This window comes from Yersinia bercovieri ATCC 43970 (genome assembly GCF_013282745.1).
Taxonomy (GTDB): Bacteria; Pseudomonadota; Gammaproteobacteria; order Enterobacterales; family Enterobacteriaceae; genus Yersinia; species Yersinia bercovieri.
On the sequence record NZ_CP054044.1, the window covers coordinates 845,266 to 858,291 of the forward strand.

The window sequence follows — 13,026 nt, forward strand, 5'->3', positions numbered from 1 at the left end:
CAATTAACGACAAATTACTGTCCATAAGACTCAAAAGTCTATTTGACGACGTTAGCATATCATTACCCCTTCAGTGAAATATTCGGTACGGCTTTAGGTCGACACTTAATTTTAATATTTAATTGATAAAATGATAAATAACTGAATAGGTTCACTCAGTGCTGCTTAACCATTCTTATCGAGTACAAAACCTAGCACCGATCTTTCTCAAATATCACTAGCCATCAGTCTCAAATAAGTAGACTCCACTAAGACTCCTTAAAGCATTGCAATAGAGTATCAATAATCTCTTGGTGTAAGTCTAATGACACTGTATCGTTTGATCCACGTTAACGAGACTTGAGGTGGTTATGGCTTCTTTTGGATATGTGCGTGTTAGCAGTAAAGATCAAAATGTGAGTAGGCAAGTTGAAGCATTGCAGAACGCAGGCATAGAAGAGCAGTGTTTATTCATTGATAAAGTCAGTGGTAAGAATACTGAACGCCCTGAACTTCAAAAGCTCCTAAATAAAGTCCGTGCGGGTGATAAGGTTACAGTTAAATCAGTAGATCGATTAGCTCGTAACACAAAAGACCTTTTATCATTGTTGGAGGAATTGACGACCAAGGGCGCATCTGTTTATTTTTTAGACAACTCTATGATGTTTGATGATAGCCCCACCAGCAAGTTTATGATCACTATGCTGGGAGCTGTGGGTGAACTAGAACGTAGCTTCATCCGCCAGCGCCAGCAGGAAGGTATAGCAATCGCTAAAGCGAAAGGTGGGGTATTCAAAGGTAAAGCAAGAGATGAAGAGTTACATACTCGGGTAAAGAGCTACCTTACAAATAGCCAGTTATCCGCTGATGAGATTGCTAAGCTATGCGAATGTGGGCGTGCCACGGTGTTCCGTATTAAGAAGGAAATGGCTTTAAGTTGAGGCTTGATTGTTAGGAAAAGCTATCAATGATGAAAAACCCAATGCAGAGCGATTTAAGGCCATTTAATTTAGACCATGTGGGTATGCATTACCTATATGAATATATCATCACAGACAGCGTTACAGGCTCTTTTATGGGGATTTTAGAGGACAGCCCGTGACCAATATGAATTAAAAATTTAAATCGGTAATGCCAGAGTGTAAAGAGAGCTTTTCTATCCAACTTGACTTATATTTGAGGAAATCATTCCAAGCCTCAGCCAAGGTAAGTTGATTCTCGCTGTTGGAGTCGTCAGCCGTTGGTGCAGTAATATGAATAGGAACACTAGGTGTAATAGGTTCTAAAGACTTAACAATAGCGTCATAATCTTTCAGGTTCTTACTGAAAAAAGCAGTTCTGGCATCCTGCCATTGTTTGAGGAAATAGTCGTACTGTACAGATGCTTCCGTAAGCTAATTTTCCATTCCAGTTACATCAAATTGAGCACTGAAATAATCGGTTATATGATCATTGGAAAATGGTTTAGCTCCATTGTAAAGAGTACCCTCTAGGTGCTCTCCTGCGAACTCTGAGAATCCTTTAGCTAAATCTACAGGTATTGGCTTACCCCCAGAAGTAGACGCTTCCCTAGCCTCAAATTTGGTCCTACGGGCTTCTTCATAGATTTCTGTTTGAACTTCTAGTAGATAATCATCAATATCACTTTGCGTTAACTGCCTCATTTTTCTCACAATCGTCTGTAACTGGCTGTTTTCTATCCTACCAAGTTTCAGCAATGAAATGAAAAACATCAGTCTGGATGTGAGAAATCTCGCCCTTTTTATCTCAGTACATGCCAAAGATGATTTAAAAAAGCGGTTATCTGGTAAACGAAAGTAGAGGTAGAAAGTACCATTGCGACGGAACGTATAAGGAAGAGAACAAAAGTTGATGTATCCCATCATGTATCCCATCATGTATCCCACTCAATGTGAAATGCAGACGGGACACACCAACTCATTGTTTTTAAAGAGGAGTGGAGTTGACCGGTAAGCCGGGTTCTGTCGTGGACAGTCATTCCTCTAGGCCAGCAATCACTCACTGGCTCAAGCAGCCTACCCGGGTTCAGTACGGGCCGTACCATGTGAACCCCTATTTGGCCTTGCTCCGGGTGGAGTTTACCATGCCACGAACTGTTGCCAGCCGCGCGGTGCGCTCTTACCGCACCCTTTCACCCTTACCTGATCCCACTTACGCGGGCCATCGGCGGTTTGCTCTCTGTTGCACTTGTCGTAGGCTTGCGCCTCCCAGGCGTTACCTGGCACCCTGCCCTATGGAGCCCGGACTTTCCTCCCCTTCACCTGTCTCCCCCGAAAGGGACGGCAGCGAAGCGGCGACTGTCTAGTCAACTCCGCGGCGGATTATAATCACATTACGATTGAATGTCATCTTCCGCTTGGTCTTGACCGCCATTTTGCTGTTCAAGTGCATATTTATAGAGCGCGTTCTTTTTCACACCGTGAATTTCTGCGGCCAAGGCGGCGGCTTTTTTCAACGGCAGCTCTTGTTGCAGCAGCGCTAAAGTGCGCAATGCGGCGGCGGGTAATGCATCATCGGTCTGCACTTTATGCCCTTCAACAATCAGTACCATTTCGCCACGACGACGGGTCTCTTCTTCCTGAACCCAAGCCAGTAACTCGCCAACTGGCGCACCATGGATAGACTCCCAGGTTTTGGTCAACTCTCTGGCCAGTACCACATAGCGTTGTGGGCCAAGTACGGTTACCATGTCCTGTAAACTTTCCAACAAGCGATGCGTTGATTCATAGAAGATCAGTGTTCGAGGTTCCTCAATCAGCGCTTGCAGAGTATCCTTACGGCCTTTGGTTTTCGCGGGCAGGAAGCCTTCGTAGCAAAAACGATCTGAGGCAAGACCGGCGGCAGAAAGGGCAGTAATCGCCGCACAAGCGCCCGGTAATGGCACAACTCTGATGCCAGCTTCACGGCAACGGCGCACTAAATGGTAGCCCGGATCATTGATAAGTGGCGTTCCTGCATCTGAAACCAGCGCAATACTCTGGCCCTCTTGCAGTTTCGCCAGTAAATGATCGGCTTTTTGTTGTTCGTTATGGTCATGAAGTGCAAATAGGCGGGCGTTGATCGCGAAATGCTGTAACAGCAACCCTGTATGACGTGTATCTTCTGCCGCAATCAAATCAACGCCTTTCAGTACCTCTAACGCCCGGTGGGTGATATCCCCTAAATTACCGATTGGGGTAGGTACCACATAAAGCGTAGATGCAGAAATCACTGCTCGATCGTGTTGATTCATTGTTTCATCCGAATTACCGATTTAATATTGAGCATCTTGAAAAAAACATCACTGGATACAGTATGCTTTCCTCAACATTCGTTCGTTCCAAAGCAGGGCTTTTCCCTGTTGTTCTTGCTGCGCTAATACTGGCAGCCTGTTCAGGCAGAGCACCACAGACACCGCCACCCGCAAATATACAGGACGAAGCCAGCGCTAACGCCGACTATTATTTGCAGCAGCTGCAACAGAGCAGTGATGATAACAAGGCTGACTGGCAATTACTCGCCATTCGTGCCCTGTTACGTGAAGGGAAGACTCCTCAGGCGGCAGAACAGCTTGCTACACTACCGGCTAATCTGAGCGATACGCAACGTCAGGAACAGCAATTACTGACCGCAGAACTGCTGGTGGCGCAGAAAAACACGCCTGCTGCTGCCGATATTCTTGGCAAGCTAGATGCCACCCAGCTCTCTGCTAATCAACAAGTTCGCTTCTATCAGGCCCAAATTGCGGCCAATCAAGGTAGGGCTACGCTCCCACTGATTCGGGCATTTATCGCCCAGGAACCGCTGCTGAAAGATAAAGCCCATCAGGATAATATCGATAGCACTTGGCAAGCACTGGCACAGCTAACGCCACAAGAATTGAATAACATTGTAATTAATGCAGACGAAAATGTGCTGCAAGGCTGGCTGGATTTAACCCATGTGTATCAGGATAACAAACAAGATCCTGAACTGCTGAAAGCCGCGATTAAAGATTGGCAGAACCGCTACCCGCAAAATCCAGCGGCGAAGAGTTTGCCAACGGCGTTGACTCAGATAAGCAATTTCAGCCAGGCATCCACGGCGAAAATTGCGCTGTTGCTGCCATTGAGTGGCCCGGCACAGGTGTTCGCCGATGCTATCCAACAAGGTTTTACTGCCGCGCAGAGTGGGTTACCGGTAGCCGCTTCGGCTCCCGTAACACCGGATGCCACGGCGCCCCCCCCTTCTGATGCCACCGCACCGGCAGAAGTAGCCGCCATGGCCACTCCAGCGCCAGTAGCGGCACCGGTTGTTGCCACCAGTAATGCGCAAGTGAAGATCTACGATACCACTACCCAGCCCATTGCCGCACTATTGGCGCAAGCCCAGCAAGATGGCGCAACACTGGTTGTTGGCCCACTACTGAAGCCCGACGTTGAGCAACTGAGTGCGACCCCAAGCACCCTAAATATCCTGGCCTTGAACCAGCCGGAAGTGAACACCAACAATCCGAATATCTGTTACTTCGCACTGTCGCCAGAAGATGAAGCCCGCGATGCCGCGCATCATCTGTGGAGTCAGGAAAAAAGAGCGCCACTATTGCTAACCCCGCGTGGTGCCTTCGGTGATCGCGTTGCTAAAGCCTTCGCTGAGGAGTGGCAGAAACAGGGTGGGCAGACAGTATTGCAGCAGAATTTCGGTTCCACTGCTGAGTTGAAACAAGCCATCAATAGTGGTGCCGGTATCCGTCTGACTGGGCAGCCGATCGCCATTTCAAGCGCACCTGCTGCGGCACCCGCCTCTGTCACCATTGCCGGCCTGACAATTCCGGCACCGCCAGTGGATGCGCCGGTCGTCTCCACCTCTGCCGGTGGTAACATTGATTCGGTGTATATCATTGCCACCCCTGCTGAACTGACGCTGATTAAGCCGATGATTGATATGGCCACCAGCTCGCGCAGCAAACCTGCGCTATTTGCCAGCTCACGTAGCTATCAGGCGGGTGCCGGCCCGGATTACCGCTTAGAGATGGAAGGTATTCAGTTTAGTGATATCCCATTGATGGCAGGGGCTAATCCCGCATTGATGCAACAAGCGACGGCCAAATATGCCAATGACTACTCACTGGTGCGTTTGTACGCCATGGGGATTGATGCATGGACATTGTCGAACCATTTTGCTGAAATGCGACAAATTCCGGGCTTCCAAGTCAGCGGCACCACCGGTGAATTAACCGCTTCCGCAGATTGCGTTATCACCCGTAAGCTGCCTTGGTTACAATATCGTCAGGGCATGGTAGTACCTGCCGCGTAAAGTGATTAGGATCAGTGGGAGCAGCTAACAACCCTGCAACTTCAAGAACGAAGCGTATTCCCAAAGTCATTGGAGTTGCAGGTAGGCAGCAAACGAACAAATCCCGATGAGCTTACTCAGGTAAGTGATTCGGGTGCGTGAGAGCAGCTAACAACCCTGTAACTTCAAGAACGAAGAGTATTCCCAAAGTCATTGGAGTTGCAGGTAGGCAGCAAACGAACAAATCCCGATGAGCTTACTCAGGTAAGTGATTCGGGTGCGTAAGAGCAGCTAACAACCCTGTAACTTCAAGAACGAAGCGTATTCCCAAAGTCATTGGAGTTGCAGGTAGGCAGCAAACGAACAAATCCCGATGAGCTTACTCAGGTAAGTGATTCGGGTGCGTAAGAGCAGCTAACAACCCTGTAACTTCAAGAACGAAGGGAATAGGTATGAGCCAAAAGGATACTGGCGCACATTACGAACAGCAAGCCCGTCGCCATCTGGAGCGGGCCGGCTTGATTTTTCAAGCGGCCAATGTCAGCTATCAAAGCGGTGAGATTGACCTTATCATGCGCGATGGACCAACCTGGGTATTTGTTGAGGTTCGCTTTCGGCGCAATGCCCTATTTGGTGGTGCCGCGGCCAGCGTCACCTACCGCAAGCAACAACGGTTACTCCGAGCCGCCGCCATTTGGCTCGCTCAACGAGATGCCAGTTTTGCTACCACACCGTGCCGTTTTGATGTGTTTGCTATCACCGGTAGTCAGTTAGAATGGCTACCTAACGCCTTCAATGCGGATTAATAAGTTTCGCCGGATTGTTACCGGAATGATTAAATAATAAGTGAGTTAAATCAACGTGCTGGATAGAATCAAAGGCTGTTTTACCGAAAGTATTCAAACCCAGATTGCCGCGGCTGAGGCACTGCCTGATGCTATATCCCGTGCAGCAATGACGTTGGTTCAGTCACTGCTCAACGGCAATAAAATTCTCTGCTGCGGCAATGGCACTTCTGCGGCTAATGCGCAGCACTTTGCTGCCAGCATGATAAACCGTTTTGAAACAGAACGGCCAAGCCTACCAGCTATCGCTTTGAATGCTGATAATGTGGTGCTGACGGCTATCACCAATGATCGTTTACACGATGAAGTCTATGCCAAACAGGTACGGGCGCTCGGTCACGCTGGCGATGTTTTGCTCGCCATTTCCACTCGCGGCAATAGCCGTGATATTGTGAAAGCGGTCGAAGCCGCAGTGACCCGTGATATGACCATTGTTGCCCTTACCGGTTACGATGGTGGTGAGCTGGCTGGCCTGTTAGGTCAGCAGGATGTTGAAATCCGCATCCCTTCGCACCGTAGCGCGCGGGTTCAAGAATTACACATGCTCACAGTGAATTGCTTGTGTGACTTAATTGATAACACTCTATTTCCTCATCAGGACGATTAAAGGAGCACGAATGAAGGTTGGTTATATTTTTGCCATGCTATTCAGCGCCCTGCTGCTGCAAGGCTGTGTCGGTGCCGTGGTTGTCGGCAGCGCAGCGGTTGCTACAAAATCCGCAACAGACCCACGCTCTGTCGGTACTCAGGTAGACGATGGCACACTAGAAGCCAGAGTGGTCAACGCGCTAAGTAAAGATCAGCAGATAAAAAGCCAGACACGTTTTGTAGTGACCGCTTATCAAGGGAAAGTATTGCTGACCGGGCAAACACCAACCGCAGAGCTGTCTAATCGCGCAAAACAAATTGCGGCGGGCGTCGATGGCGCCACCGAAGTGTATAACGAGATGCGCTTGGGTAAACCAGTTGATCTGACTACCGCGTCAATGGATACCTGGATCACCACCAAAGTTCGCTCACAATTACTCACCGCCGACTCGGTTAAATCGTCGAATGTAAAGGTGACCACCGAGAATGGCGAAGTGTTCCTCTTGGGTCTGGTGACTCAGCAGGAAGCGCAATCAGCTGCACAGATTGCCAGCCAGGTCAGTGGTGTTAAACACGTCACTACCGCATTCACTATCGTGAAATAATCCCGCTTATTGGCGTGAGATCAAACTATTATGGGCTTAGATTTCTCTAAGCCCATTTTTTATCTGCAATCCTGTAATACATGTACCCAAAGTTATTGGCGCTGCAGGTAGGCAGCCAGTGAACTCATCCCGATGAGCTTACACAAGTAAGTGATTCGGGTGTGCGAGCGCAGCTAACACCCCTGCGGCTCCAAGGACGAAGGGTAGGGTTAATCCAAAGCGCTCTCTTGTAAAAAATCTTTCCCGCCCAACTGACGCATCTGGCGCAAAATCCATTGCTGCCGTGAAATCACGTAACCCGAAGGCGCATTAGCCTTAAAACGTAACGGATTGGGTAGTACTGCGGCCAATATGGCGGCTTCTGATGCGCTCAATTTGCTGGCTGGCTTGTGGAAAAAGTGCTTTGCAGCTGCCTCTACGCCAAAAATACCCTCGCCGAACTCTGCAATATTCAGATACACAGTCAAAATACGACGTTTGGTCCACACCAGCTCAATACCGGCGGTCAACCCCACTTCCAGCCCTTTACGCACCCAGCTTCGCCCATCCCACAGAAATAGATTTTTTGCCGTTTGTTGCGATAACGTGGATGCGCCGCGGATACGATGTTGATTGCGCTGATTATGAGATAGCGCAGATTCAATGGCGTCGACATCAAACCCCCAATGCTCGGGGAATTTTTGATCCTCCGCCGCCATCACGGCCAGCGCCATGTAAGGTGAAATTTCATCCATTGGCACCCAGTCAGAGTGCGCAACATATAAAAAATCTCCGGTTAACCAAGCACCTAGCTGCCTTTCGATCATCACCATGGAAAAAGGAACCGGCAGGAAGGCAAAAATCAAAATACCGGCCAACCACAATGCAACAATGCCAATGACGCCCCGTTTTACCCAATACCAAAGCCGATTTAGTGCGCGCCTGGCTGACTTCATTCGGTTAAATCCAGCACCTTCGTGACCAATTTATCAATCCCTTTGGCGGCTTCAGACATTGATCCCGCCAACATATAAGCCGGGGTTGTCACCACTTTATTATCAATATCAATCACCACATCATCAGCAGGGCAAATAACATGTTCCCCACCCATAATCTCAATTGCATCAATAGTATCGGGATCGTTACCAATCGTCAGGCGGATAGGTTTACCCAACAGTTTCGGCAGCATAACCGGCGAAATACACATAAATCCAATTGGTTTACCTGACTTATGCATTGACTGGGTTAACTTAACTAAATCTGGGTCTATGGTGCATTCAGAACCCTTAATTGCGAAATCGCTGAGGTTCTTGGCGGCCCCAAAACCACCGGGGACAATCAAAGCATCCAACTGCGCTGAATTGGCTAAGGAAAGTGGGGTGATATGCCCACGGGCAATGCGCGCGGACTCCACTAATACATTCCGCTGCTCAGCCATCGCTTCGCCGGTAATATGATTAATAACATGCAGTTGTGGCTTATCGGGGGCAAAGAGTAAAACCTTAGCTCCCGCACGATCCAACGCCAGCATTGTTAAGACAGATTCATGTATTTCAGCACCGTCGAAAACACCACATCCGCTAAGGACTACACCGACCGTTTTCATCACACCTCTCCTTTTCTTACGCTGTCAATCGCTTAACCCGTTCTAGTGACAAAGACCAATCTCTATCACATATTTTAATGAATCTTGTAACAAGAGCGCTTACATTTGCTATGTTATTGCTTGTATGATGTATGGATGAATCCTTACAACCTGCAAATCCACTCGAAATCGAAATAATATGCAGGTTAACGATTTCCCTGGTGTTGGCGCAGTATTCGCGCACCCCGGCCTCGGTCGGGGTTATTTTTTTTCAGCTTCCGCCGCCCATTCACGTAACACCTGCACATCATTGCGCCACTCTAATTTTAATTCATCGACCCAATCTTGCACGTTATCCCACCATGCTGGCAGTGTCGGTGTTTGAATCTGCTGGGCAAGCTGCTGGATGTGACGCAAGCCAACAGAACCTGCCGCACCCTTAATTTTATGCGCTTCTTCGGTAATCCCCTTTTGGTCCCGCGCGGTCATATTTGAATCCAACACCGCCAGGTATCCCGGCATCATCTGTTCAAACATTTCCAAACTTTGATGAATCAATTGCGGGCCGACCAAATCGATGTACTGTTCCAACATCGCAGTATCAAGTAACGATTCATGGGTTTGCATCACTTTATGTTCCTGTTTTTTGGCTGAGGAAGAGGGCTTATGATCCCAGAATTGCTTAATCATGGCCGTGAGCGCTGGCACCGACAACGGCTTACTCAGCACGTCATCCATCCCGGCGTCTAAATACTCTTTTTTGTCTTTAAGCACGTTGGCGGTCAATGCCACCAGTGGTGGCAGTGATTCGGAGTCATATTGCGCTCGAATCTGCCGCGCAATATCCAATCCACTCATATCCGGCAGTTGAATATCCAGCAGTACCAAATCAAAATCATCCGGTTTAAACATCGCCAATGCATCGTGGCCGTTCATCGCCACCTCGACACTGTTGCCCAGTTTCTCCAACACCGAGCGCGCGACAATCACGTTCAGCTCGATATCTTCCACCAGCAAGATGTGGAGCGCAGGTAGCGGTATCTCATCACCTGATGGCGCGCTGACAGCTTGCTGCACCGCCGGCGCTTTAATGGTCAGTGTAAAGCAGGAGCCTGATCCTTGGGTGCTTTTCACGGTAATATCGCCGCCCATACTCTGTGCCAGCCGCTTAGAGACCGCCAGGCCAATCCCCGTGCCAGTTGCCGGACGACCGCCGTTACTATCTTTCACCTGATAATACATGGCAAAAATCTTATCCTGCTCATCTTCAGGGATGCCCATACCTGAATCTTCCACTTCAAAAGTCAGGCGGTCATTACCCTCACGCCGCACCCGCACCACAATTTTGCCCTGCTGGGTAAATTTCACGGCGTTGCCAATGAGATTCCACAAAATCTGGCGTAAGCGCGTACCGTCGGTGATGATCTTCTCCGGCAGCGGTAATTCCGGCTCCATAATGAATTTCAGCCCTTTCGGCTGCACCAGCAAACCGGTGAGATTCTCCAAATCCGCCATAAATCCTGTAAAATCAATCGGTTGATTATCTAACTGAACTTTGCGCCGCTCGAGCTTATCCATCTCAATGATATCGTTGAAAATATTACCGAGGGTGATAGCACTGACATGAATGGTTTTCAGGTATTTCAGTTGTTCGCTGTCTAATTCGGTATCCAGCAGGATGCGGCTCAGCCCCACAATGCCATTAAGCGGCGTGCGCAGCTCGTGGCTGATAGTGGAGATAAAGGTGGTCTTATCCCTGCTGGCATTCTCCAGCGCATCCTGATAGCGCTTACGCTCGGTTATATCGCGCCCAAAGCCCATTAAGCCGTGACGTTTGCCGACACGATCATAAAACGGCACTTTTCGCAGTTCAAAGCAGGCTTTCCGGCCATCGGGGTAAACCAGCCACTGCTCGTAGGTGAGAGAGACATTGTGACGGAAGACTTTTTCATCGGTTTCCATCACTTTTTCAGCAATATCCGGCGCATAGACATCTTTTGGCGTCAACCCGACCAATTGCTTCTCACTTTTGCCGGTCAGCAACTCCATCGCGCGGTTACAGCCGGAGAACTCATTATCTTCGTTACGGTAATAAACCAGATCCGGCGAGGCATCCAGAAAGGAGCGCAAAAGAGCGGACTGCTGCCCCAACTCAACCTGAGCCTGTTCCCGGTGGCCCATCTCTTCTTTCAGTTTATCAACTACTTGCAAGTGCGCTTTCTCTGCTTTCTCGCGCTCGACGATCTCCTGATTGAGCTGAGCAATATTTTCGGTCAGCTGCTTATTCAGTTCCAAATCGCGGTAGCGCATCACTTCAAGCTTATCCACCAGACGCGATAGCCGTTGGCGCGACTCCTCCAACTGCTCCACCACCACTGACAGGAAATAGACCGCCCAGGGTGTTATCAGCAAACCAAAGAAGATAGACCGCACTAGATCGAGGGTTTCCACTGAGCCACTCAGCACAAAGGTCACGGCCATCTGTACCACCATGGCGAGCAACACCAGCACCGAGGCCAATAGCAGTGAGAAGCGAACCAGCCCCAACTTAACCATTAAATCAACGTAATACTGGGCCAATACCCTGATTTGCTTCATCGCAACCCCTGTCTCTATTTCTGGATATCCCCAAGGAGATAAATCATACCGTAAAACGAGCGAGAGATAAGATGGCTTCCTCAGAAGTGTGGAAAAGAGTGCAAATAACGGGAGAGATTGGGAAAACAAGCCGATTATCTGCCCACAAACGGCAGGCAGATATAGCCAAAATAAGGTGCGGGTCAAAACTGACGGCGCAGTAGCCGATCACAAAGCAGAGGCTTGCCCACCATGAGCAAGCATATAATTATTCAGCTCATTCATACCGGTCCAGCGATTCTCACACCACAGGGGGGCAAGCAGCGTAGGGCGGCGCGCACTGGCGGAGATCCGGTGATAAACAATCTCGGCTGGCGTATGGCGAATCATTTCACCGGCCGTCTGCACGTAATCCTCCAGCGCCAGTGCTGGCAAGCGCCCTGCGCGCCAGGCTTTCGCCATGGTGCTGCCCTCAACGATATGCAGCGGATGCAGTTTCAGCCCATCAACGCCCGTTGCCACCACCATTTCCAGGGTCTCCATCCCCTGCGCCTGATCCTCGCCGGGCAGGCCAACAATCAGATGGCAGCACACTTTGAGGCCACGGGCGCGGGCGCGGCGCGCAGTCTGCTGATAGCAGGCAAAATCATGGCCGCGATTAATACGTTTAAGAGTTTTATCATTCGCAGTCTGAAGCCCTAGCTCAAGCCAGACCTCATAACCTTGCTGATGATAACCACTCAGCAGATCCAGCACCGCATCCGGTACGCAGTCAGGGCGGGTTCCCACACATAAACCGACAATATCAGCTTCGGCCAGCGCCTGCTCATACATCACCGCTAGCGCATTCACCTCTGCATAAGTACTGGTATAGGCCTGAAAGTAAGCCAGGTAACGATTTGCTCGATTGGTTTTTTTTGCCTGTGCCGCTAACTGCTGCGCAATACTTTGCTGCTGCATTTGCTCATCGGCAAATGAGGCCACCTGACAAAAAGTGCAACCGCCACGACCGAGTGTTCCATCACGATTGGGGCAGCTAAACCCGCCATGTAGCGTGAGTTTATGCACTTTTTCACCATAGCGCCGTTGTAAATCCGCACCAAACATATTGACTAATCGCTGCAACTGCATAATCTTGGCACTACCTGTCTGAAAAGAACCCAAGGTTACCCGCCAACGATGTTGTGCGCGATGACAGAGATCAACTCCCATGCCCTTGGGTGCAACTTCGCATAACCATTCATTATAAATGCAAATAAAATCACTTGACCGATGATTAAATTTTCTTATTTGCACCAAGCCCTTAGCGCTTCTATTACAATTCAGTGAAAAATAGTTTTAAACATCAATAAATATAATAAAAGCAGCATATAACTCCAGCATCCCCGTCAGCACTAGCATGGTGCAGAGATTTGTCGATTGCACTATAGTGAGACAGCTCACATTTCTAGGTCTACTGCACAATGCATCCGACGGGTTGAAAATGCCAATAACCTATTATTTTTCATGGCGATAAAGCCACTTATCACCTTAAAGATATATCTTAAGCCTATATTTGACCTGAGTATTCTTTCTCGCTAAGTTGGAGGTCCGC

Annotated in this window: 11 protein-coding genes and 1 other RNA gene; 5 read left to right on the forward strand and 7 right to left on the reverse strand. The window is 49.1% G+C overall.

Annotation, left to right across the window (positions count from 1 at the left end):
- Nucleotides 1-350 precede the first annotated feature (350 nt).
- On the forward strand, nt 351-920 hold the full coding sequence (locus tag HRK25_RS03840) for a recombinase family protein (RefSeq protein WP_032898501.1): 570 nt from the start codon (nt 351-353) through the stop codon (nt 918-920).
- A 453-nt stretch (nt 921-1,373) separates the two neighbouring features.
- Here HRK25_RS03840 and HRK25_RS20150 read toward each other — a convergent pair whose 3' ends face one another.
- From HRK25_RS20150 to rsmI, 3 genes are all read right to left on the reverse strand, one after another.
- Nucleotides 1,374-1,877, reverse strand: a complete 504-nt coding sequence (locus tag HRK25_RS20150) for a hypothetical protein (RefSeq protein ID WP_244262471.1) — start codon at nt 1,875-1,877, stop codon at nt 1,374-1,376.
- Between the two features lie 57 nt (nt 1,878-1,934).
- An RNA gene (gene rnpB, locus HRK25_RS03850) (RNase P RNA component class A) lies at nt 1,935-2,313 on the reverse strand.
- Nucleotides 2,314-2,332: 19 nt separating this feature from the next.
- Complete coding sequence (gene rsmI / locus HRK25_RS03855) at nt 2,333-3,232, reverse strand: 16S rRNA (cytidine(1402)-2'-O)-methyltransferase (RefSeq protein WP_032898500.1); 900 nt, start codon at nt 3,230-3,232, stop codon at nt 2,333-2,335.
- Nucleotides 3,233-3,294: 62 nt separating this feature from the next.
- Between rsmI and HRK25_RS03860 the strand changes: the two genes are divergently transcribed.
- The 4 genes from HRK25_RS03860 (at nt 3,295) to dolP (ending at nt 7,291) form a co-directional block, all read left to right on the forward strand.
- The gene (locus HRK25_RS03860; protein ID WP_032898499.1) at nt 3,295-5,274 is read left to right on the forward strand and encodes a penicillin-binding protein activator; all 1,980 of its coding nucleotides are present in this window, start codon (nt 3,295-3,297) and stop codon (nt 5,272-5,274) included.
- Between the two features lie 431 nt (nt 5,275-5,705).
- A complete protein-coding gene (locus HRK25_RS03865) occupies nt 5,706-6,059 on the forward strand; it encodes a YraN family protein (RefSeq protein WP_005276638.1) in 354 nt (117 codons plus the stop codon).
- Between the two features lie 55 nt (nt 6,060-6,114).
- Nucleotides 6,115-6,705, forward strand: a complete 591-nt coding sequence (diaA, locus tag HRK25_RS03870) for a DnaA initiator-associating protein DiaA (RefSeq protein WP_004391999.1) — start codon at nt 6,115-6,117, stop codon at nt 6,703-6,705.
- Nucleotides 6,706-6,715: 10 nt separating this feature from the next.
- On the forward strand, nt 6,716-7,291 hold the full coding sequence (dolP, locus tag HRK25_RS03875) for a division/outer membrane stress-associated lipid-binding lipoprotein (protein WP_005276635.1): 576 nt from the start codon (nt 6,716-6,718) through the stop codon (nt 7,289-7,291).
- Nucleotides 7,292-7,500: 209 nt separating this feature from the next.
- Here dolP and mtgA read toward each other — a convergent pair whose 3' ends face one another.
- From mtgA to mnmL, 4 genes are all read right to left on the reverse strand, one after another.
- Nucleotides 7,501-8,226, reverse strand: a complete 726-nt coding sequence (mtgA, locus tag HRK25_RS03880) for a monofunctional biosynthetic peptidoglycan transglycosylase (RefSeq protein ID WP_032898356.1) — start codon at nt 8,224-8,226, stop codon at nt 7,501-7,503.
- Nucleotides 8,223-8,876, reverse strand: a complete 654-nt coding sequence (gene elbB, locus HRK25_RS03885) for an isoprenoid biosynthesis glyoxalase ElbB (protein ID WP_032898354.1) — start codon at nt 8,874-8,876, stop codon at nt 8,223-8,225. The genes mtgA and elbB overlap by 4 nt, the downstream gene beginning before the upstream one ends.
- Nucleotides 8,877-9,116: 240 nt before the next feature.
- The gene (arcB, locus tag HRK25_RS03890; protein ID WP_005276629.1) at nt 9,117-11,453 is read right to left on the reverse strand and encodes an aerobic respiration two-component sensor histidine kinase ArcB; all 2,337 of its coding nucleotides are present in this window, start codon (nt 11,451-11,453) and stop codon (nt 9,117-9,119) included.
- Between the two features lie 207 nt (nt 11,454-11,660).
- A complete protein-coding gene (mnmL, locus tag HRK25_RS03895; RefSeq protein ID WP_005276628.1) occupies nt 11,661-12,563 on the reverse strand; it encodes a tRNA modification radical SAM protein MnmL/YtqA in 903 nt (300 codons plus the stop codon).
- Nucleotides 12,564-13,026 lie beyond the last annotated feature (463 nt).

What these genes read in the sequence shown, in the direction of transcription:
- rsmI (WP_032898500.1), bottom strand. Translation starts at nt 3,232, where the DNA reads ATGAATCAACACGATCGAGCAGTGATTTCTGCATCTACGCTTTATGTG.
- mtgA (WP_032898356.1), bottom strand. Translation starts at nt 8,226, where the DNA reads ATGAAGTCAGCCAGGCGCGCACTAAATCGGCTTTGGTATTGGGTAAAA.
- mnmL (WP_005276628.1), bottom strand. Translation starts at nt 12,563, where the DNA reads ATGCAGTTGCAGCGATTAGTCAATATGTTTGGTGCGGATTTACAACGG.
- HRK25_RS20150 (WP_244262471.1), bottom strand. Translation starts at nt 1,877, where the DNA reads ATGATGGGATACATGATGGGATACATCAACTTTTGTTCTCTTCCTTAT.
- arcB (WP_005276629.1), bottom strand. Translation starts at nt 11,453, where the DNA reads ATGAAGCAAATCAGGGTATTGGCCCAGTATTACGTTGATTTAATGGTT.
- HRK25_RS03840 (WP_032898501.1), top strand. Translation starts at nt 351, where the DNA reads ATGGCTTCTTTTGGATATGTGCGTGTTAGCAGTAAAGATCAAAATGTG.
- elbB (WP_032898354.1), bottom strand. Translation starts at nt 8,876, where the DNA reads ATGAAAACGGTCGGTGTAGTCCTTAGCGGATGTGGTGTTTTCGACGGT.
- HRK25_RS03865 (WP_005276638.1), top strand. Translation starts at nt 5,706, where the DNA reads ATGAGCCAAAAGGATACTGGCGCACATTACGAACAGCAAGCCCGTCGC.
- dolP (WP_005276635.1), top strand. Translation starts at nt 6,716, where the DNA reads ATGAAGGTTGGTTATATTTTTGCCATGCTATTCAGCGCCCTGCTGCTG.
- HRK25_RS03860 (WP_032898499.1), top strand. Translation starts at nt 3,295, where the DNA reads ATGCTTTCCTCAACATTCGTTCGTTCCAAAGCAGGGCTTTTCCCTGTT.